Source organism: Sphingomonas sp. Leaf10 (genome assembly GCF_001421245.1).
In the GTDB taxonomy this organism is placed as follows: Bacteria; Pseudomonadota; Alphaproteobacteria; order Sphingomonadales; family Sphingomonadaceae; genus Sphingomonas.
Window position 1 is genome coordinate 30383 of record NZ_LMKE01000010.1, and the last position, 18103, is coordinate 48485.

Annotated in this window: 20 protein-coding genes and 1 other RNA gene; 8 read left to right on the top strand and 13 right to left on the bottom strand. The window is 66.6% G+C overall.

What is annotated here, in order from left to right; all coding sequences use genetic code 11:
- The first annotated feature begins 82 nt into the window (after positions 1-82).
- Positions 83-1243 carry a PQQ-dependent sugar dehydrogenase gene (locus ASE59_RS09265; RefSeq protein WP_056455371.1) on the top strand — a complete coding sequence of 387 codons (1161 nt, stop codon included), beginning with the start codon at positions 83-85 and terminating at the stop codon, positions 1241-1243.
- Here ASE59_RS09265 and ASE59_RS09270 read toward each other — a convergent pair whose 3' ends face one another.
- Entirely contained in the window at positions 1244-1660 is a 417-nt protein-coding gene (locus tag ASE59_RS09270) for a DUF1810 domain-containing protein (protein ID WP_056455373.1), read from the bottom strand.
- Between the two features lie 112 nt (positions 1661-1772).
- On the opposite strand from ASE59_RS09270, the gene ASE59_RS09275 reads away from it, so the two are divergent.
- Positions 1773-2315 carry a hypothetical protein gene (locus tag ASE59_RS09275; protein ID WP_056455375.1) on the top strand — a complete coding sequence of 181 codons (543 nt, stop codon included), beginning with the start codon at positions 1773-1775 and terminating at the stop codon, positions 2313-2315.
- Between the two features lie 18 nt (positions 2316-2333).
- Here the strand turns inward: ASE59_RS09275 and ubiG are convergent, their stop codons facing one another.
- Positions 2334-3074, bottom strand: a complete 741-nt coding sequence (gene ubiG / locus ASE59_RS09280) for a bifunctional 2-polyprenyl-6-hydroxyphenol methylase/3-demethylubiquinol 3-O-methyltransferase UbiG (protein WP_156359985.1) — start codon at positions 3072-3074, stop codon at positions 2334-2336.
- 80 nt (positions 3075-3154) lie between these two features.
- Here ubiG and ASE59_RS09285 point away from each other — a divergent pair, with 80 nt between their 5' ends.
- Positions 3155-4402 carry an aspartate kinase gene (locus ASE59_RS09285; protein ID WP_056455379.1) on the top strand — a complete coding sequence of 416 codons (1248 nt, stop codon included), beginning with the start codon at positions 3155-3157 and terminating at the stop codon, positions 4400-4402.
- A gap of 142 nt (positions 4403-4544) precedes the next feature.
- Here ASE59_RS09285 and ASE59_RS09290 read toward each other — a convergent pair whose 3' ends face one another.
- On the bottom strand, positions 4545-4961 hold the full coding sequence (locus ASE59_RS09290) for a secondary thiamine-phosphate synthase enzyme YjbQ (protein WP_056455381.1): 417 nt from the start codon (positions 4959-4961) through the stop codon (positions 4545-4547).
- An 89-nt stretch (positions 4962-5050) separates the two neighbouring features.
- Here ASE59_RS09290 and ASE59_RS09295 point away from each other — a divergent pair, with 89 nt between their 5' ends.
- On the top strand, positions 5051-6037 hold the full coding sequence (locus ASE59_RS09295; RefSeq protein ID WP_056455500.1) for an NAD(P)H-dependent flavin oxidoreductase: 987 nt from the start codon (positions 5051-5053) through the stop codon (positions 6035-6037).
- 412 nt (positions 6038-6449) lie between these two features.
- Here ASE59_RS09295 and ASE59_RS09300 read toward each other — a convergent pair whose 3' ends face one another.
- Both ASE59_RS09300 and ASE59_RS09305 read right to left on the bottom strand, forming a co-directional pair.
- Entirely contained in the window at positions 6450-6857 is a 408-nt protein-coding gene (locus ASE59_RS09300; RefSeq protein ID WP_056455383.1) for a hypothetical protein, read from the bottom strand.
- Between the two features lie 55 nt (positions 6858-6912).
- Positions 6913-7926 (bottom strand): polyprenyl synthetase family protein, encoded by a 1014-nt coding sequence (locus ASE59_RS09305; protein WP_056455503.1) that lies wholly within the window; start codon positions 7924-7926, stop codon positions 6913-6915.
- A gap of 121 nt (positions 7927-8047) precedes the next feature.
- Here ASE59_RS09305 and ASE59_RS09310 point away from each other — a divergent pair, with 121 nt between their 5' ends.
- Complete coding sequence (locus tag ASE59_RS09310) at positions 8048-8338, top strand: chorismate mutase (RefSeq protein WP_056455385.1); 291 nt, start codon at positions 8048-8050, stop codon at positions 8336-8338.
- Positions 8335-9444 carry a glycosidase gene (locus tag ASE59_RS09315; protein WP_056455387.1) on the top strand — a complete coding sequence of 370 codons (1110 nt, stop codon included), beginning with the start codon at positions 8335-8337 and terminating at the stop codon, positions 9442-9444. Before ASE59_RS09310 ends, ASE59_RS09315 begins: the two co-directional genes overlap by 4 nt.
- Before the next feature lie 151 nt (positions 9445-9595).
- Here the strand turns inward: ASE59_RS09315 and ASE59_RS09320 are convergent, their stop codons facing one another.
- Both ASE59_RS09320 and ssrA read right to left on the bottom strand, forming a co-directional pair.
- Positions 9596-10369: a TSUP family transporter gene (locus ASE59_RS09320; RefSeq protein WP_056455389.1), complete on the bottom strand. Its 774-nt coding sequence runs from the start codon at positions 10367-10369 to the stop codon at positions 9596-9598.
- 165 nt (positions 10370-10534) lie between these two features.
- Positions 10535-10920, bottom strand: a transfer-messenger RNA (tmRNA) gene (gene ssrA / locus ASE59_RS19140).
- 43 nt (positions 10921-10963) lie between these two features.
- Here ssrA and ASE59_RS09325 point away from each other — a divergent pair.
- On the top strand, positions 10964-11395 hold the full coding sequence (locus tag ASE59_RS09325; RefSeq protein ID WP_056455391.1) for an RrF2 family transcriptional regulator: 432 nt from the start codon (positions 10964-10966) through the stop codon (positions 11393-11395).
- 34 nt (positions 11396-11429) lie between these two features.
- Here ASE59_RS09325 and mscL read toward each other — a convergent pair whose 3' ends face one another.
- The gene (mscL, locus tag ASE59_RS09330) at positions 11430-11900 is read right to left on the bottom strand and encodes a large conductance mechanosensitive channel protein MscL (RefSeq protein WP_056455505.1); all 471 of its coding nucleotides are present in this window, start codon (positions 11898-11900) and stop codon (positions 11430-11432) included.
- Between the two features lie 77 nt (positions 11901-11977).
- Here mscL and ASE59_RS09335 point away from each other — a divergent pair, with 77 nt between their 5' ends.
- Positions 11978-12502: an NUDIX hydrolase gene (locus ASE59_RS09335; protein ID WP_056455393.1), complete on the top strand. Its 525-nt coding sequence runs from the start codon at positions 11978-11980 to the stop codon at positions 12500-12502.
- Positions 12503-12825: 323 nt separating this feature from the next.
- On the opposite strand, the gene ASE59_RS09340 is transcribed toward ASE59_RS09335, so the two are convergent.
- The 5 genes from ASE59_RS09340 to ASE59_RS09360 all read right to left on the bottom strand — a co-directional run bounded on the left by ASE59_RS09340 (position 12826) and on the right by ASE59_RS09360 (position 18055).
- Positions 12826-13584 carry a class I SAM-dependent methyltransferase gene (locus tag ASE59_RS09340; RefSeq protein WP_056455396.1) on the bottom strand — a complete coding sequence of 253 codons (759 nt, stop codon included), beginning with the start codon at positions 13582-13584 and terminating at the stop codon, positions 12826-12828.
- 1 nt (position 13585) lies between these two features.
- Entirely contained in the window at positions 13586-14713 is a 1128-nt protein-coding gene (prfB, locus tag ASE59_RS09345) for a peptide chain release factor 2 (RefSeq protein WP_056455397.1), read from the bottom strand.
- A 55-nt stretch (positions 14714-14768) separates the two neighbouring features.
- Complete coding sequence (locus ASE59_RS09350; RefSeq protein ID WP_056455399.1) at positions 14769-17279, bottom strand: penicillin-binding protein 1A; 2511 nt, start codon at positions 17277-17279, stop codon at positions 14769-14771.
- 109 nt (positions 17280-17388) lie between these two features.
- The gene (locus ASE59_RS09355) at positions 17389-17748 is read right to left on the bottom strand and encodes a MerR family transcriptional regulator (protein WP_056455401.1); all 360 of its coding nucleotides are present in this window, start codon (positions 17746-17748) and stop codon (positions 17389-17391) included.
- 10 nt (positions 17749-17758) lie between these two features.
- Positions 17759-18055 carry an integration host factor subunit alpha gene (locus ASE59_RS09360; RefSeq protein WP_056455403.1) on the bottom strand — a complete coding sequence of 99 codons (297 nt, stop codon included), beginning with the start codon at positions 18053-18055 and terminating at the stop codon, positions 17759-17761.
- Positions 18056-18103 lie beyond the last annotated feature (48 nt).

Consider the following 18103-nt stretch of genomic DNA (forward strand, 5'->3'; position numbering starts at 1 on the left):
TGTCTCGGCAAGGGGCGCAGGATCGTCGCGCCGGGCGCCGCGTTGCCACAGACAAATATGCTGTTTCGAGAGGATTTCGCCGATGTCGCCGTTCCGTTCGCTGATTCCCGTCGCCGCGTTGCTGGCGGCGTGCAATGCCGGCAGCGATGTCGATGCGGCGCCGGTCGTCGTTTCACCCGCACGGACCGCGACTCCGACCCCGACGCCCGGCGCAACCACCGGCGGCGTGCCGTTCGCCACGCGTGAGGTGGCGACGTTCGATGCGCCCTGGGCGATGACTTTCCTGCCCGACGGGCGGATGCTGGTGACCGAGAAGGGCGGTAGGCTGTTGCTGGTCAGCGCCGATGGTAGCCAGCGGACCACCGCCGCGACCATCCCGGTCGATTCGGCCGGGCAGGGCGGGTTGATGGACGTGGTGCTGGCCCCCGACTTCGCGAGCAGTCGCCGCGTCTACCTCAGCTATTCGGTGGCGGGCGACGGCGGCAAGGGCGTGGTGCTGGCACGCGGGGTGCTCGATGGCAACCGCGTGACCGGGATCAGCGAACTGTTCCGCGCGACCCCGTTCGTCAGCGGCGACGGCCATTATTCGGGCCGCATCGCCTTTGCCCCCGATGGGCGGCACCTGTTCTTCACCAATGGCGAGCGGCAGAAGTTCGATCCGGCGCAGGACCCCAAGGCGACTTTGGGCAAGGTGCTACGCCTGACGCTGGACGGGCAGCCGGCGGGCGATCCGGGGCTGACGGCGAAGGGCTTCCATCCCGCGGTATGGTCGTACGGGCACCGCAACCTGCTGGGCATCGCCTTCGACGCGCAGGGCAATTTGTGGGAGCAGGAAATGGGGCCGAAGGGCGGCGACGAGGTCAATCTGATCGTCGCCGGACGCAATTACGGCTATCCGCTCGTGTCGGAGGGCGATCATTATGACGGCCGCCCGATCCCGCGCCACAGCACCCGCCCCGATCTGGAGGCGCCCAAGGTCGCGTGGAACCCGGTGATCTCGCCGGGCGGGCTGATCGTCTATTCGGGCAAGCTGTTCCCGCAATATGCCGGCGACCTGTTCATCGGTGGCCTGTCGAGCGAGGCGCTGGTCCGGGTCGACGTCAACGGTACCAATGCCGCCAAGGGCGATCAGTGGCCGATGAACGCCCGTATACGCGAAGTGGAGGAGGGGCCGGATGGCGCCATCTGGGTGTTGCAGGATGGGGCCAATGCCAAGCTGCTGAAGCTCACTCCGCGCAGCTGATTACAGGCGGGCGAGCGTGGCCGGGTCGCGCTCGCCATTGTAGAAGGCGTCGAGGATCGCGGCGAAGTCCGGTTCGCCGCCATCCGCTGCGGCCTCGAACAGGGTCATCGACGAGCGTAGCTTGATTGCGTCGATCGATCCGAGGATGCGGCCGATATCTTGCCCACGATGCGGCAACAGCGCCTGTACCGATTCGCGCAGCCGCTTTCCGAGTAACGAATGGGCGAGATAGGCGCGGGCTTCGCCGAGATCGCGAATCGCGAAATGGCGGGCGGTCGGGCTTTGGCCGAGGCCGGCGATCTGCGGAAAGACGAACCACATCCAGTGGCTGCGCTTGGCCCCGGCGCGCAGTTCGGCAAGCGCTTGCGGATAGCTGTCGCGCTGTGCCTCGACGAAGCGGTGCAGGTCGTTTTCCATTGGCGCGACATGGGGATGCGTGGCGGCATCGCCAGTGCTGACAACGTTTACCGTTGATCCGTATACCAAGGCTGGCTTAGCATGGGCGCTCCAACGATCCTTGGGAGGGGACATGTATAAGAGCTGGATGGCGGCCGCTTTGGTTGCCGTGGTCGCTGCGCCGTCGACCGCACAGACCGCCGAAGATTTTGCCGCGAAGGTCATCAATGCGCCGATGCCGGGCAGCCTGCAGGTCTATGGCATTCCCAAGCCGCCGTTGACGCGGACCAAGGATGTCGATGGCGGCAAGATGCTGCGGATCGCGATACCGGGCGCGGACAAGCAGCCGTGGAACATCCAGCTCCAGTCGCCGACCAACGCGCCGGTGGCGAAGGGGGACCGGCTGGTCCTCGCCTTCCACGTCCGCGCGACCGGCATGCCGGCGGGAACCAAGGCGAAAATCGCCAGCGCGGGGGTTCAGCTGAACAAGGAACCTTACACCACCATTCTCGGTGGGCCGATCGAGGTCGGGGAGGCGTTCGAGTTCCAGCAGGTGACCGGCCGGGCCGATCGCGACTATGCAGCGGGAGAGTTGATGGCGTCGCTGCAACTGGCGACGGGTAAGCAGACCTTCGAATTCGGGCCGTTGTTCATCATCAATCTCGACAAGAAGTGAGCCTTGCGGCGGCGCGGGTCAGTCCCGCGTCGCCGTCAGGAAATAGTCGAGCGAGACGTCGTCCGAAAGCTTGAAGCCGTGCGTCGCCGAGAAGGCGAGGCCGGTCGGCGGCGATACGGTCATGCCGCCGGCTTGCAGATGCGTGGCGAGTTCGTCGGGCGTCAGGAACTTGTCCCAGCCATGCGTGCCGCGCGGGATCAGGCCGATCCCTTCGCCGACCGAGATCATCGCAAGGCGCGACAGCGCGGTGCGGTTGGGGGTCGACACGATCAGCAAGCCGCCGGGTGCCACCGCCTGCGTCAGCGCATGGGCGAAGGCGGCGGGGTTGGCGACATGCTCGATCACCTCCAGCGAGGTGACGAGGTCGAACTGCCGCCCGGCGACCGCTTCGACGCCCCCCGCCAGATACTCGATCGACAGGCCGGATTGCGCGGCATGGGCGCTGGCGGCACCAATATTTTCGGGGGCGGCATCGACGCCGGTTACCCGACCGCCCAGCCGGGCGAGCGGCTCGGCGAGCAGCCCCGCGCCACAGCCGACGTCGAGCACGGTCTTGCCCTCGAGCGGGGTGAAGCCGAGACCGTCGCCGCCCCAATGCGAATCGATCGCGGCGCGGACGAAGCCGAGGCGCACCGGGTTCAGCCGGTGAAGCATCGCCGAGCTGCCATGGGGGTTCCACCAGTCGGCGGCGAGCTCGCCGAAATGCGCCGCTTCGCGCGCGACGACGCTTGATTGCGCGACCGCGGCTTTTGGGGACATAAAGATTGCTTCGCTTGCGTTCGTCATGGCGCTCTCCTATCAGCCGCCGCCATTCCCCCCAAGGATGAATGGCAAAACGCATGGCGCGGATCGTGATGAAGTTCGGTGGCACCTCGATGGCGGGGATCGAACGCATTCGCAACGTCGCCCAGCGCGTAAAGCGCGAGGTCGAAGGGGGCAATCAGGTCGCGGTGGTCGTGTCGGCGATGGCGGGCGATACCGACCGGCTGGTCGGGTTCTGCCGCGAGGCATCGGCGCTGTACGACCCGCGCGAATATGACGCGGTGGTGTCGTCGGGCGAACAGGTGACCAGCGGGCTGCTGGCGATCGCGTTACAGGCGATCGGCGTGCCGGCGCGGTCGTGGCTGGGCTGGCAATTGCCGATCCGCACCAGCGACGCCCATGCGACGGCACGGATCGAATCGATCGATACGACCGCGCTCGACGAATCGCTGGCGCGTGGCGAGGTGGCGGTGATCCCGGGATTTCAGGGCGTGACCGACGAGCAGCGCATCACGACGCTGGGGCGCGGCGGGTCGGACACGTCGGCGGTGGCGATGGCGGCGGCGATGCAGGCCGATCGCTGCGACATCTACACCGATGTCGACGGCGTCTATACCACCGACCCGCGCATCGTGCCGCGCGCGCGCAAGCTGGCGCGGGTGACGTATGAGGAAATGCTCGAGCTCGCCTCGGTCGGGGCGAAGGTGCTCCAGACCCGATCGGTCGGGCTGGCGATGAAGGAACAGGTCCGCGTCCGCGTGCTGTCGTCGTTCGACGATAGCCGCGACGAGGATGGATATCGTGGAACGCTGATCGTCGGCGAAGAGGAAGTGACGGACATGGAACGGCAGCTCATCACCGGCATCGCGCACGACAAGAACGAGGCGAAGATCACGCTGGTCGCGGTGCCCGATCGCCCCGGTGCGGTCGGATCGATCTTTGCCCCGCTGGCCGCCGCCGGCATCAATGTCGACATGATCGTGCAGAACATCGCCCATTCGGCGGGGTCGACCGACGTGACCTTCACGGTGCCCGCCGCCGAACTGGCCCGTGCGCTCGACACGCTGGAAAAGGCGAGCACCGATATCGGCTTCGCCAAGCTGCTGCACGACACGCGGGTCGCCAAGATCTCGATCGTCGGCGTCGGCATGCGCAGCCATGCGGGTGTGGCGTCGACCATGTTTCAGACGCTGGGTGATCGCGGCATCAACATCCAGGCGATCACCACGTCGGAGATCAAGGTCAGCGTGCTGATCGAAGAGGATTATACCGAACTGGCGGTGCGCGTGCTGCACACGGCGTACGGGCTGGACGCCGAGGGGTAACCAGATCCTCCCCGGCACGGGGAGGGGGACCGCCGCGCAGCGGTGGTGGAGGGGGTGAGCCACGCAACGCAACCGTTGTGGATGCCGACACCCCCCTCCATCAGCCTGCGGCTGGTCCCCCTCCCCGCTCCGCGGGGAGGATTTATTCGCCGATGAGGTGCACCGCGATCCTTCTGCGATGCGCCGCGCGGCGGTGTTCGAACAAATAGATGCCCTGCCACGTGCCCAGCACCGGGCGGTGGCCGATCACCGGGATCGACAGCGACGTGTTGGTCAATGCCGTACGCAGATGCGCGGGCATGTCGTCGGGCCCTTCCTCGTCATGGGCATAGCGGTCGCTTTCGGGCGCGATGTGGCGGAAATAGCGTTCGAGGTCGTCGCGCGCCGCTTCGCTCGCATTTTCCTGCACCAGCAACGAGGCCGAGGTGTGGCGGCAGAACAGGGTCAGCAGCCCGCTGGCGATGCCCGTCGAATCGACCCAGTGCCGGACCTGTCCGGTGATCAGCACCAGCCCCTGTCCATTGGTGGTGACGACCAGCTCGCCATGTTCCTGTCGCATCATCGTCACTGCTTGCCCGAAGCCGCCCGCCCGCGCTAGGCGGGGCAATGACCAACGCTTCGATCGGCGCCGAGCGCCTTGAGCGCCGGATGGCGCGTGGCTGTGACTTTCTGGGTACCGAGACCGCGATCCTGTGCGGCGCGATGTCGTGGGTGAGCGAGCGCAACCTCGTCGCCGCCATCTCCAATGCCGGCGGCTTCGGGGTGATCGCGTGTGGGGCGATGACCCCCGAGCTGCTCGATGCCGAGATTGCCGGGACCAAAAAGCTGACGACCAAGCCGTTCGGCGTGAACCTGATCACCATGCATCCGGCGCTGTTCGACCTGATCGACGTCTGCGGACGGCACGGCGTGACCCATGTCGTGCTGGCCGGCGGCCTGCCGCCCAAGGGGTCGCTGGAGGCGATCAAGGCGACCGGGGCCAAGGTCATCGCCTTTGCGCCCGCGCTGGCGCTGGCGAAGAAGCTGATCCGGTCGGGCGCCGATGCGCTGGTGATCGAGGGGATGGAGGCCGGTGGCCATATCGGCCCCGTCTCCACCAGTGTGCTCGCGCAGGAAATGCTGCCCGAGGTGGCGGATCAGGTGCCGGTGTTCGTCGCGGGCGGGATCGGCCGGGGCGAGGCGATCGCCGGTTACCTCGACATGGGTGCGGCGGGCGTGCAGCTCGGCACCCGCTTCGTCTGCGCGACCGAATCTATCGCGCATCCGGCGTTCAAGAAGGCGTTTCTGCGCGCATCGGCGCGTGACGCCGTCGCCAGCGTGCAGATCGACCCGCGGTTGCCGGTGATCCCGGTGCGCGCGCTGAAGAATGCCGGGGGCGAGTTGTTCACCGCCAAGCAGCGCGAGGTCGCGCAGATGCTCGACGAGGGCGGCGTGGCGATGGCCGAGGCGCAGTTGCAAATCGAACATTATTGGGCGGGCGCGCTGCGCCGGGCGGTGATCGACGGCGATGTCGAGCATGGCAGCCTGATGGCCGGCCAGTCGGTCGGCATGGTGACCAAGGAAGAGCCGGCGGCGGAGATCATCGCGACGCTGATGGCGGAAGCCGCGCAAGCGCTGGAGAAGCGGGCGGTTTGAGCCCAAAGTTCACAAAGTTCACACTTGTGCAGGCTTTGTATCGTTGACGTCGGTGGGCTGATGCACCTGCGGTTTTTGGGCCGCGCGGGTGGAGATACGGACGGTGCGACAGAGCGTGGGGCGAGCCTGTCACGGCTTTGCGGTGTAGGAAAGCGCCGGTCGGTTGCGGATGAGGGTGACCTGCTCGGTCGTCGGGGGGTAGGAAGGACCGGGATCGGGTCGAGACCTTTGCGAAAGTCCCTTTCCGTACCCCGGCGAAGGCCGAGGCCCAGTTGGGGGATGGCAGTAAGTTACGGAAAAGCCTTCCCAACTGGACCCCGGCCTGCGCCGGGGTACGGGGAGTTTTCGAGTGACGGGCGACGTTCGCCGCGTTTTCGATCGGGTCCGGCTAACGTAAGGATGCGGGGCAACGTTACCGCCCCATCGGCCCGTCCTTGGCCAGCCATGCCAGCGCCGATTCGCGCGCTTCGAACAGGGCGATGTTGGGGGCGAGGCGCTTGGCCTGCATCTTCAGCAGCGTACTGTTGGCGATGATCGCGATGCGACGCGACGTGACGTTCGGATTGGCGGCGATCTGTTCGAGCAGCGGCAGCACGTCGCGCGGCTGGACCGCGAATTGCGTCATGTCGAACAACGTGACCTGCTGACCCAGCGGACAGCCGAGCGTCGGCAGGCGGCCGAGCGTCGTGGCCAGCGCGTCGCGGAAGCGCAGCACGATCGCCGGATCCCACAGCCCGCGCAGGTCGATGTCGAGCATCCTGCGCGCCGGATCGATCCGGATGGTGAAGGCGGCATCGTCGATCTTCAGCGAATCGGGCATCGTAACCTATTCCGCTAGCGGCGGTTTTTACGCAACCGAACGCCGCCAATGTCGATCAATAGGCGCGACGTACCGCGAATTCGACCGCCTCGACCATCGCGTCCTTGGCCGGACCGTCGGGGAAACGACCGATCGCGTCGATCGCGCGCTGCCCGTAATGACGGGCGCGGGCGAGCGTGTCGTCGACCGCGCGCGACGATTGGACCAGGGTGATCGCATGGGCGAAATCGGCGTCGCTGGCGCTTTTGCCCGACACCGCGTCGCGCCAGAAGCTGCGCGCGGTTTCATCGCCACGGGCATAGGCGAGGATGACCGGCAGCGTCATCTTGCCTTCGCGGAAATCGTCGCCGGCATCCTTGCCCATGGTATCGGCGTCGGACACGTAATCGATGGCGTCGTCGACCAGCTGGAACGCGATGCCGAGATTGCGGCCATAGGCGTCGAGCGCGGCTTCGTCGGCGTCCGGGCGTTCGGCGACGATCGCGGCGATGCGACAGGCGGCGGCGAACAGGGCGGCGGTCTTGGCACCGATGATGTCGAGATAGCGGTCCTCGGGCGTGTCGATGCGGCGGATCGCGGTCAGCTGATTGACCTCGCCCTCCGCGATCACGGCGGAGGCACCCGACAGGACGCGCAGCGCCTTCAGGCTTTCCGCCTCGACCATCAGTTCGAAGCTCTTGGAGAACAGGAAGTCGCCGACCAGGACGCTCGCCGGGTTGCCCCAGATGATGTTGGCAGTGCGCTTGCCCCGGCGCAGATCCGATCCGTCGACGACATCGTCGTGGAGCAATGTCGCGGTGTGGATGAATTCGACCGCTGCGGACAGCAGGTGGTGGCGCGTGCCGCCATAGCCGATCAGCTTCGCACAGGCGAGCGTAAGCATCGGCCGCATCCGTTTGCCCCCGCCCGCGATCAGATGGCCGGCGAGTTCGGGGATCAGCGGGATCTTCGACTGCATCCGGTCCAGAATGACCGAATTGACGCGATTCATGTCGTCGGCGACGAGCGCCATCAGCGGATCGAGCGAGGGTTCGGTCCGCTTGTCGAGGCGGTGCAGGGTAGCCGTCATGTCGTAAGCGATGTGGCGGTTCACGCTACCGAACGCAAGGGAAAGGCGGGGTTGCGCGACGCGCCCGGTCGCGCGAAAGGGGCGGACCCCCGGCATCACCCGCCGTTCAGGAAGGATCGCCATGTCCGATGCGACGCTGCAACGCTTTCGCCAGAGCATCGACAATATCGATGCCGCTTTGGTCTTTCTGCTGGCCGAACGGTTCAAGGTGACGCAGGCGGTCGGCCGGTACAAGGCCGACGAAGGACTGCCCGCCGCCGATCCGGGCCGCGAGGAGGCGCAGATCGCGCGGTTGCGGGCGCTGGCGCGCGATGCCGATCTCGACCCCGAATTTTCCGAAAAATTCCTGCGCTTCATCATCGACGAGGTGATCCGCCATCACCGGTCGATGCAGGACGGCGGCGCGGCGTGAGCGACGACCGGATCGTCTTCGCCCCCGACGATGTCGATCTGACCCGATCGCCGCTTCGCCGCGATATCGCCGAGCCGACCTATGTGCTCGGCGCGTTCAATCCGGCGCTGACGCGGCTGCCCAACGGCAATCTGCTGCTGCTGGTGCGGATTGCCGAGGCGCTCAGCGATCCGGTGCGGGACGGGCAGGTCCGCTCGATCCGCTGGACGGCGAAGGGTTATGTGCTCGACGGGTTCGCGGCGGATGCGGCGGATGTGCGCGATCCGCGATTCTTCGCGCTGACCGGTGGGGCCTATCCGTTCCTCGGGCTGACGTCGCTGTCGTGGTTGCTGCCGGTCGAATTGTCGGCCGATGGACAGCGGGTGGTGGCGGTACATTACGACCGCGCGGTCGAACCGTCTGCCGAGTATGCGCAGTACGGGATCGAGGACCCGCGCATCGTCGTGATCGACGGCATCTACTGGATGACGGTGTGCGGGGTGTCGGGCGGGCGGTTGTGCACGGTGATGTACCGGTCGGACGACGGTTTCGACTGGCGGTCGCAGGAGATCGTGCTCGATCATGGCAACAAGGACATGGTGCCGTTCGAGGGGCGTGTGGGGGAGTGCTATGTGTCGCTGACCCGGCCATTGTCGGATGCGTGGTTCGTCGCGGCGCCCGATGGGGCGGAGGGTAGCGGGCCGAGCATCAACCTCGCCACCTCGCCCGACATGCTGCACTGGCGGCCGCTTTCCGAACCGGCGCTCAGGCCGTTGAAGGGGGCGGCGGCGTACAAGCTGGGCGGCGGCACGCCCCCGGTGCGGACGGCGCGCGGGTGGATGCTGCTGTATCATGGCGTCGAGAAACAGGGCGCGGTCGGGGTGTACCGGACCTATCGCGCGCTGATCGATGCCGATGCGACCCGGGTGCTGGAGCGCGACGAATCGGTCGCGGTGCTGGAGGCGGCAAGCGACCTGATCGCGCCGATCGCGCATCAGGCGTATCTGCCGCAGCCGGTGGTGTTCACGACCGGGATCGTGCGCGACGGCGACGACTGGATCGTGGCGTCGGGCGAAGCGGACCTTGCGTGCCGACTGACCCGGATCGAGGGGCGGCGGCTGGGTTAGCCTCTCCGTCTTTCCTCCACCGTTTGCTTCGAGCGCAGGTTCGAGCCTGTCGAGAACCGAAGTCGAGAAGGGGGTGCCCCAAGCGGGGCGTTCTCGACGGGCGCTTCTCGACAAGCTCGAAGCTGCTCGAACCGAACGGGTAGCGTAGAGATCAGACCCCCAGCCACACCCTCAACGGATTGGCCGGGTCCGCCACCAGCTTCACGGTCAGCGCGAGCGAAATGACGACCAGCAACGGCCGGATGGCGCGGCCGCCGAACCGGATGGCGAGTGCCGCGCCGACCTGTCCACCGGCGAGGCTGGCGACCGCCATGGCGACGCCTAGCGTCCACCACACATGCCCGCCCGCAACCAGCACGGTGACGCCGGCCAGGTTGCTGGCGAGGTTTAAAAGCTTGGTATGCGCGACCGCCCGCGTCGCGCCCATGCCGGCGGCGGTGACCAGCAACAAGGTGAAGAACGACCCCGTGCCCGGCCCGAAAAAACCGTCATAGGTGCCGATCGCCGCGACCGCGAGCAGCAGCCCGGCCGGCGCAAGGCGGGTATGGGTATCGACGTCGGACAGGCGCGGGCCGAACAGGAAATACATCGCCATCGCGACCAGCAAGACCGGCAGCACCGCCGACAGGAAATGCGGGTCGATCGCCTGCACCAGCGCCGCGCCGACCGCGGCTCCGACGAACGAGGCGAGCGTCGGCCATGCGAAGCGGCGCAGGTCGATATGTCCCTTGCGCCAGAAGGCGAAGGTCGCACCGGCGGTGCCGCACGAGCTTTGCAGCTTGTTGGTGCCGAGTGCCGCGACCGGCGGTACGCCCGCGGCGAGCAGTGCCGGCAGGGTGATTAGCCCGCCGCCGCCCGCCATCGCATCCAGCGTCGCCGCAGCGAATGCGACCAGCATGAGCAGGGCGATGAGGTCGATGTCCATCGGGTGCGGGTAGCGGGGATCGTGGTGGTGGGGAACCTCCCGTCTCCACCCCTTTGTCACTCGCGCGCAGGCGGGAGTCCATAAACGCCACGTTCGCGAATGAGCCGCGGCGGCATGGGTTATGGGTTCCCGCCTGCGCGGGAACGACGTCGGATGTTCGAAACAGGTGGGGAGCTTCTGTTGCCCGGTGCTCCCCGTACCGCTGGAATCCGATTCTGTTGCCCGGTTCGGTCCAACCGCGCTATTTTGGAGTAACTTCAGGCCGTGAGGCTCTTAGTTACGCCGCAATCGCGAGTGCTTCGTTATCGTTGGCACTTGTGTGTATGGGCCGTTGCGGTGGTCCCATTCCGAACGAAAACAGCGCTTTTCAACACACGTCGATCCTGGTTCGGCCCCGTCAGAAACGGTGTCCAGAAACACCACCTTGTGGTGGAGCCGCCGGGTACTGCCCCCGGGTCCGCTGCGTCTATTGCACGCCGCAGTTTATCGTCATAGCCGGCTGGAAGCCGACAAGATGGGATATAGGCGGTTGTCCCGGCTTTGAAAAGAAGCGTACTTCCCTTGATGTAGCGCAAGTGGCATGGGCGTTGGACGATGTTGACCCAGCGTTCCCGCTATGCGTTGCGCGCCATGCTGTTCCTTGCCGAACAACCCGCGGGCGAGGCGCCCATGCCGATGCACCGCATAGCCACCGCCGCGAACGTGCCGCGCAAGTTCCTAGAACTGATCCTCGCCGACCTGCGCGAGGCGGGGTTCCTGCTGTCGACGCGCGGCAAGGCGGGCGGTTATCACCTCGCCCGGCCGGCGCATCTGATCTCGCTGGGCGAGATCATTCGCGTGATCGAGGGGCCGCTGGCGCTGGTGCCGTGCGTCAGCCGCACCGCCTATCGCCCGTGCGGCGATTGCAAGGACGAGGCGAGCTGCGCGATTCGCCATGCCATGGCACGGGTGCGTGACGAGACGGCGCGGATCCTCGACGGGACCAGTCTGGCGCAGGCAGCGGCGCTGGAGCTGGCGGCGGCGTGAGGTAGCCCCTCCCTTATCAGGGAGGGGAGTAAGGTCAGGCTTCCGGCCGCGCCCGCGCCGCGCGCAGTTCGTCGCGGATTTCGCGGAGCAGGGCGATGTCGGCCGGATCGGCGGCGGGCGGGGCCTCGCCGGTCTTCTGTTCCTCGTGCACGACCGCGATCGCGCGGTTCACGAACTTGACCAGCAGGAAGACGATGAAGGCGAGGATCAGGAAGTTGATCACCACGCTGATGAATTCGCCATAGCCGAACAGCGGCACGCCCGCCGCCTTCAACGCGGCATAATTGTCGGGCGACCCGGCATAGGTCGCCGGGATCGGGCCGAGTTTCAGGAAATAGCTGGAAAAATCGAACCCGCCGAACAGCCAGCCGATCACCGGCATGATGATGTCGTCGGTCAGCGATTTGGTGATCGTCCCGAACGCCGCACCGATGATGACGCCGACCGCGAGGTCGAGGACGTTGCCACGCGCGACGAAGGTGCGGAATTCCTTGATCATTCCCATGACCATCTCCCCATGGTTGAGGGCACCCTTGTGCTTCGATACGGTGCCGCCAGGCAAGGGCCAGGACAGGAAGTTCGATGATCGACAGCGACGCTCCCGAAGAAGTGATGTGGGCCGGGCGCTTCATCACCGCCAAGAAACGCGGGCGCTGGGAATATGTCGGGCGCGCCAACGGCATCGGCGCGGCGGTGATCGTGGCGATCGACGACGGCCATGTGCTGCTGGTCGAGCAGTATCGCGTGCCGCTGGGCCGCGCATGCATCGAACTGCCCGCCGGACTGGTCGGCGACGACGCGGCGGGAGAGGCGGCCGCGGTCGCGGCGGCGCGCGAGCTGGAAGAGGAAACCGGCTACCGGGCGGGCAAGATGACGTCGCTCGGTGAATATCATTCGTCGCCGGGGATGGTGTCGGAAAGTTTCACGCTGTTCCGCGCCGGGGAGCTGACGCGGGTCGGCGATGGCGGCGGGGTGCCGGGGGAGGACATTGTCGTCCACCGGGTGGCGTGCACGGAACTGGCCGGGTTCGTTGCGGAGCAGCGGGCGGCGGGGAAGGCGGTCGATGTGAAGTTGTTGTTGCTGTTGGCGCCGGTTTTGTTGGCGTGATTTGCGACTAGACCGTTCATGCTGAGTAGGGGCTGAGCGAAGTCGAAGAGCTGTATCGAAGCACCGTGGGCGGTCCTTCGATACGCCATTTCGACAAGCTCAATGGCTACTCAGGACGAACGGTTGGGGTAGGATTCGGTTTTTCCCGTCCTGTCCCGTATCTTCCTCGCCCGTTTGCTTCGAGCGCAGGTTCGAGCCTGTCGAGAACCGAAGTCGAGAAGGGGGTGCCTCACGCAACCCGTTCTCGACGGACGCTTCTCGACTTCGCTCGAAGCTGCTCGAACCGAACGGGATACAGTAAGGAAGAGTAAGTGCGGAGGGCGTCAGCCCTTGTGGTTGCCGCTCGGGCTGGCACTCGGCGTCGGGCCGGGCACGCGGCACGGTACGATCTTTTCCGGTGCCGGCCGTGCACCCTCTGGCGTGAACATCGCGATATAGCCGCCGGCTGAGGGCATTTTCTGCAACTCGACCATCCGATATCCTACCGCCTCGAATTCGCATTTCAGCAGCGCGGGCGGGGTGCCGTGATTCTGGGTCGGGCGGTCGGCGTCGACCACCACGACCTGTCCACCAGCGCGCAGCGACGGGCGCAAGTTCCAGAGGAACGCGTACGGCTCGGCGATTTCATGGTACATATGGACCATCAGCACCCGGTCGAAACTGTTCGCCGGCAGCTTCGCATCATCGGGTTCGCCCAGCCGGACGCTGACATTGTCGAGCCGTTCGCGCGCCACGCGCTGCGCCAGCGCGTCGCGGATCTGCGGGATGATATCCTCGGCCAGCACGCGGCCATCGGGACCGACGCGCTGCGCCATGCGGATGGTGTAATAGCCCTCACCCGCGCCGATATCGGCGACGGTCATGCCGGATGCGATGCCGGCGCGGTCCATGACCAGCTCCGCCTCGTTCAGCCGGTCGCGCGCTTCCTCGGTCGACCAGCGCGCCGACACGATCGTCGCCACCGGCCGGTCGGCCTTCGGAAAGTCATGGCGGTCCTCCCGCTGCCCATTGGCGACCGCGCTCGGCTGCGTCGCATCGCAGCCGGCCAGCAGCAACAACAACGCCGGGAGGACGCGGTGCATCTCAGTCGACATCCTCGACATCGACCGATTCGCCGGTCACGCGCTGCGACAGCGCCGCCGCCATGAACGGGTCGAGCGCACCGTCGAGCACGTCGCCCGGCGCGGTCGAGACGACACCGGTGCGCAGGTCCTTCACCATCTGGTACGGCTGCAACACGTACGATCGGATCTGGTGACCCCAGCCGATATCGGTCTTGGTCGCGTTCTCCGCATTGGCCTCCGCCTCGCGGATCGCCAGTTCGCGCTCGTACAGGCGCGCGCGCAGCTGGTTATAGGCCTCGGCCTTGTTCTTGTGCTGCGACCGCTGGTTCTGACACTGCACGACGATGCCGGTCGGGATGTGGGTGATCCGCACCGCCGAATCGGTGGTGTTGATGTGCTGACCACCGGCACCCGACGCGCGGTACGTGTCGATGCGCAGGTCGCTTTCGTTATATTCGACCTCGATATTGTCGTCGATCACCGGATAGACCCAGATCGACGCGAACGAGGTGTGCCGCCGCGCCGCGCTGTCATAGGGGCTGATGCGGACGAGCCGGTGGACGCCGCCCTCGGTCTTGGCGAAGCCGTAGGCGTTCTCGCCCTTGATCAGCAGCGTCGCCGACTTGATCCCGGCCTGTTCGCCCGAATGCTGGTCGACCAGCTCGACCTTCAGCCCACGCCGTTCGGCCCAGCGGGTGTACATGCGTTGCAGCATGCCGGCCCAGTCCTGGCTTTCGGTCCCACCCGCGCCGGCATTGATTTCGATATAGGTGTCGTTGGCATCGGCCTCGCCCGACAGCAGCGCCTGTACCTTGTCATGATCGGCGCGTTTGGCGAGTTCGGCGAGATTGGCGACGCCTTCGTCGGCCATCTCGGCATCGCCCTCTTCGTCGGCCATCTCGATCAGTTCGACGGTGTCGGCCAGTTCGCGTTCGATGGTGCGGGTGGCGGTAATCGCCTCGTCCAGCCGGCGGCGTTCGCGCATGACTTCCTGCGCGGCCTTGGGATCGTTCCACAATGCCTGGTCCTCGACGCGCGCGTTCAGCTCGTCGAGCCGACGCAGCGCGCGGTCCCAATCGAGGAAGCGGCGCAACAGCGAGAGCGCATCGTTGATCTTGTCTACATGGGCTTGCGCTTCGGCGCGCATGGGAAAACTCCGGAAAATCTGAATCGAAGGGAATGCCGCCGATATAGGCGGCGCGCTAGTAGATTCCCCCTTCGCGTTGCAAGAAGTCGCTGTCGCGCGGTTGCGCCTGTTGCTGTGTCGGGGCGGTCCGGGTCGGATCGCGGGTGACCGGCGCCCGCGCCTCGCCCAGCCGGCCGGCGGCACGGCGCGCCTCGGTCTCGGGCTTGAACGCTTCCCAGATCACCGCCGCCTTGGGATCGGTGGTCGGCCATGCGCCATAGACCGGACGGCCGCTGGCGCGGTCGATGCGGACCATGCGGATGCCGGTGGGCGCGCGGAAGGGCAGCACCTCCATGTCCTGATAGGCCTTTACAGCGAACGTCTTGTAGATCGGCGCGGCGATCGTCCCGCCCTGCGCATAGCCGCCGAGATTGCGGGGCGAATCGAAGCCTAGATAAAGTCCCGCGATCATCTGCGGCGTGCCGCCGACGAACCAGACGTCGGTCGGACCGGTCGAGGTGCCGGTCTTGCCCATGATCGGACGATTGAGATCGCGCAGCGTGGTGGCCGTGCCGCGCTGGATCACCCCCTCCATGATATGCACCATCTGGTAGGCGCTCATCGCGTCCATCACCTGTCGCGACTTGATCTGCGGCCGCGGCATCGGCTTGCCGTCCCAGTCGGGGGCGTTGCAGCCGTCGCAGGCGCGCCAGTTGGTGGGCAGGATCACCTTGCCGCGGCGGTCCTGCACGAAATCGATGACCGTCGGCTGCAATTCGCGGCCCTGATTGGCGAGAATCGAATAGGCGTTGACCATGCGCAGCACCGTCGTCTCGCCCGCGCCCAGCGCATAGGAGAGATAGGGCGGAAACTTCGTGTCGCTGACGCCGACGCGCTGGATCAGGTCGTTGACCTTGTCCATGCCGGTCTGCGCCGCCGCACGCACCGTCATCAGGTTGCGCGACTGTTCGATGCCCCAACGCATGGTGTGCGGGCCGGCCCCGCCGCCGCCGAAGTTGCGGAAGCATTTCTGCCCCAACCGACCGCCCTGATTCACGCAGAACGGGCCGTCGACGATGATCGAGGCCGGGGTCATGCCAGCCTCCAGCGCGGCGGCATAGACGATCGGCTTGATCGTGGAGCCAGGCTGGCGCATCGCCTGCGTCGCGCGGTTGAACGACTGGATGCGGCTGTCGAACCCGCCCTGCATGGCGAGGATGCGGCCGGTGCGCGGGTCCTCGACCACCATGCCGCCCGACACGCGCGGGACCGAACGCAGCGACCATTGGCTGCCGGCCGGCGCGACGGCGAGGATGTCGCCGCGCTGGATCGCGCCAAAGGCGTTGCCGGTGCCGCCGCGGACCGGCATCTGCGCATTGCCGCGCGGCAACGTGCCGGTGCGGCCGTCGGCGAACCCGATCCGCGCGTCGCTCGCATCCTTGTCGATGACGATCGCCGCCTGCCAATCCTGATAATCGACGCCGATATTGGTGTTGAGCAGCGCCTGCTGCCAATTGTCGCCGTTGATCGTCGCGCGCGGCTTGTTGAGCGGCCCCGACCAGCCGCGCCCCGAATCGAAACGGATGAGGCCGCTGCGCAGCGCATCCTGCGCATCCTGCTGGATCTTCGGGTCGAGCGAGGTGCGGACCCACAGGCCGCCGGCATAGACGCTGTACGGGCCGTCCTTCGCATTCTCGCCGAACTGGCCGAGCAGCTGGCGACGGACTTCCTCGATGAAATAGCCCCCGGCGGTTTCCTGACGCGGGGTCTGGCGCGGGATGGTGCCGAGCGGCTGGGCGATGGCGGCGGCGCGTTGGGCGGCGGTGATGAAGCCGTTGCGCTCCATTTCGCCCAGCACCCAGTTGCGGCGGGTGATCGCGCGGTCGTATCCGCGTTCGGGCGTGTAGTTCGACGGCCCCTTGGGCAGGATCGCCAGATAGGCCATTTGCGGCAGCGTCAGCTCGCGCAGTTCCTTGCCGAAATAGGCATGGCTCGCCGCCTCGACGCCGAACGCGTTCCGGCCGAGCGCGATCTGGTTGAGATAGAGTTCGAGGATCTGCTGCTTGGTCAGCGCGTCTTCGATCCGGTAAGCGAGCAGCGCTTCCTTCGCCTTGCGGACATAGCTGACCTCGTTGGTCAGCAGCAGGTTCTTGGCGACCTGTTGCGTGATCGTCGACGCGCCGATCGGGCGGCCGTCGTTGCGCAAATTGGTCAGGATCGCCGAGGCGATGCCGGGATAGTCGACGCCGTGATGTTCGAAGAAGGTCCGGTCCTCGGCGGCGAGGAACGCGCGGACCAGCAGCGGTGGATATTCGGCATAGGACAGCTGCACCCGGCGTTCGCGCGCATAGCTGTGGATCGGATCGCCCTCGATCCCGCGGACATTGGTGGGCAACGGCGGTTCATAGGCACGCAGCGAATCGACCGATGGCAGGGTGCGCCACAGCAGCAGCCAGATCAGGAACACGCCGATCCCGGACAGCAACAGGGCAATGGCCGGCAGGCGGAACCACCACCGTCGCCGGATGCGGGCGAAACGGGCCCGCCGGGAGGGGGCGGGGGTGGTGTCGGTATCGGATACGCTCATCGCCCGCGCGGTTTAGCAGGTTTGGCCGTGGGGGAAAGCCGGGCGTGGATCGGCGGTGCAGCCGGTCCTTCGATACGCCGCTGCGTACGGACTGCCCGGAGAAAGAAGGTCAGTCGTCCGCCGCCAGCGCTTCGGCCAGCAGCGAGCGGATCGCGCGCAGCTCGATGATCCGTGCGGCGCGGCGCGGGACGGGCGCGACGGGCACCGCCGGCGCCTTTGCCTCCTGCGCCAGCAATTGCTGCACGCCGCGCACGGTATAGCCGTGTTCGCCGAGCAGCGTCTGGATCCGGCGCAGCAGCGCGACGTCCTCGGGCCGGTAATAGCGGCGGTCGCCGGCGCGGGTCAGTGGGCGAATTTGTGGAAAACGCCCTTCCCAATAGCGCAGCCGGTGCTGCGGCACCCCCAGGTCGCGCGCCACTTCGCCGATCGTGCGATAGGCGGTGGCGGATTTGTCGACCGGGGGCGGCAACCGATTCCGTTCAGGCGGCGACGATGCGGTCGCGCATCATCTGGCTGGCGCGGAAGGTAAGCACGCGGCGTGGCGCGATCGGCACTTCGATGCCGGTCTTGGGGTTGCGGCCGATCCGCTCACCCTTGTCGCGCAGGACGAAGCTGCCGAAGCCCGAAATCTTGACATTCTCGCCCGCGGCCAGCGCATCGCACATATGATCGAGGATCTGTTCGACGACGCCCGCGGAATCGGCACGCGACAGACCGATCTCACGATGCATTTCTTCGGCGAGGTCGGCGCGGGTCAGCGTACCATCGGAAACCATTGGAGAAATCCTTATTTCGACTACACCGCGTCCGCTAGCACAGCGTAT

What these genes read in the sequence shown, in the direction of transcription:
- ASE59_RS09325 (WP_056455391.1), top strand. Translation starts at nt 10,964, where the DNA reads ATGTTGACCCAGCGTTCCCGCTATGCGTTGCGCGCCATGCTGTTCCTT.
- ASE59_RS09270 (WP_056455373.1), bottom strand. Translation starts at nt 1,660, where the DNA reads ATGGAAAACGACCTGCACCGCTTCGTCGAGGCACAGCGCGACAGCTAT.
- ASE59_RS09320 (WP_056455389.1), bottom strand. Translation starts at nt 10,369, where the DNA reads ATGGACATCGACCTCATCGCCCTGCTCATGCTGGTCGCATTCGCTGCG.
- ASE59_RS09305 (WP_056455503.1), bottom strand. Translation starts at nt 7,926, where the DNA reads ATGACGGCTACCCTGCACCGCCTCGACAAGCGGACCGAACCCTCGCTC.
- ASE59_RS09275 (WP_056455375.1), top strand. Translation starts at nt 1,773, where the DNA reads ATGTATAAGAGCTGGATGGCGGCCGCTTTGGTTGCCGTGGTCGCTGCG.
- ASE59_RS09360 (WP_056455403.1), bottom strand. Translation starts at nt 18,055, where the DNA reads ATGGTTTCCGATGGTACGCTGACCCGCGCCGACCTCGCCGAAGAAATG.
- ASE59_RS09300 (WP_056455383.1), bottom strand. Translation starts at nt 6,857, where the DNA reads ATGCCCGATTCGCTGAAGATCGACGATGCCGCCTTCACCATCCGGATC.
- ubiG (WP_156359985.1), bottom strand. Translation starts at nt 3,074, where the DNA reads ATGTCCCCAAAAGCCGCGGTCGCGCAATCAAGCGTCGTCGCGCGCGAA.
- ASE59_RS09350 (WP_056455399.1), bottom strand. Translation starts at nt 17,279, where the DNA reads ATGAGCGTATCCGATACCGACACCACCCCCGCCCCCTCCCGGCGGGCC.
- ASE59_RS09295 (WP_056455500.1), top strand. Translation starts at nt 5,051, where the DNA reads ATGGCGCGTGGCTGTGACTTTCTGGGTACCGAGACCGCGATCCTGTGC.
- ASE59_RS09340 (WP_056455396.1), bottom strand. Translation starts at nt 13,584, where the DNA reads ATGCACCGCGTCCTCCCGGCGTTGTTGTTGCTGCTGGCCGGCTGCGAT.
- ASE59_RS09310 (WP_056455385.1), top strand. Translation starts at nt 8,048, where the DNA reads ATGTCCGATGCGACGCTGCAACGCTTTCGCCAGAGCATCGACAATATC.
- mscL (WP_056455505.1), bottom strand. Translation starts at nt 11,900, where the DNA reads ATGGGAATGATCAAGGAATTCCGCACCTTCGTCGCGCGTGGCAACGTC.
- prfB (WP_056455397.1), bottom strand. Translation starts at nt 14,713, where the DNA reads ATGCGCGCCGAAGCGCAAGCCCATGTAGACAAGATCAACGATGCGCTC.
- ASE59_RS09285 (WP_056455379.1), top strand. Translation starts at nt 3,155, where the DNA reads ATGGCGCGGATCGTGATGAAGTTCGGTGGCACCTCGATGGCGGGGATC.
- ASE59_RS09265 (WP_056455371.1), top strand. Translation starts at nt 83, where the DNA reads ATGTCGCCGTTCCGTTCGCTGATTCCCGTCGCCGCGTTGCTGGCGGCG.
- ASE59_RS09335 (WP_056455393.1), top strand. Translation starts at nt 11,978, where the DNA reads ATGATCGACAGCGACGCTCCCGAAGAAGTGATGTGGGCCGGGCGCTTC.
- ASE59_RS09290 (WP_056455381.1), bottom strand. Translation starts at nt 4,961, where the DNA reads ATGCGACAGGAACATGGCGAGCTGGTCGTCACCACCAATGGACAGGGG.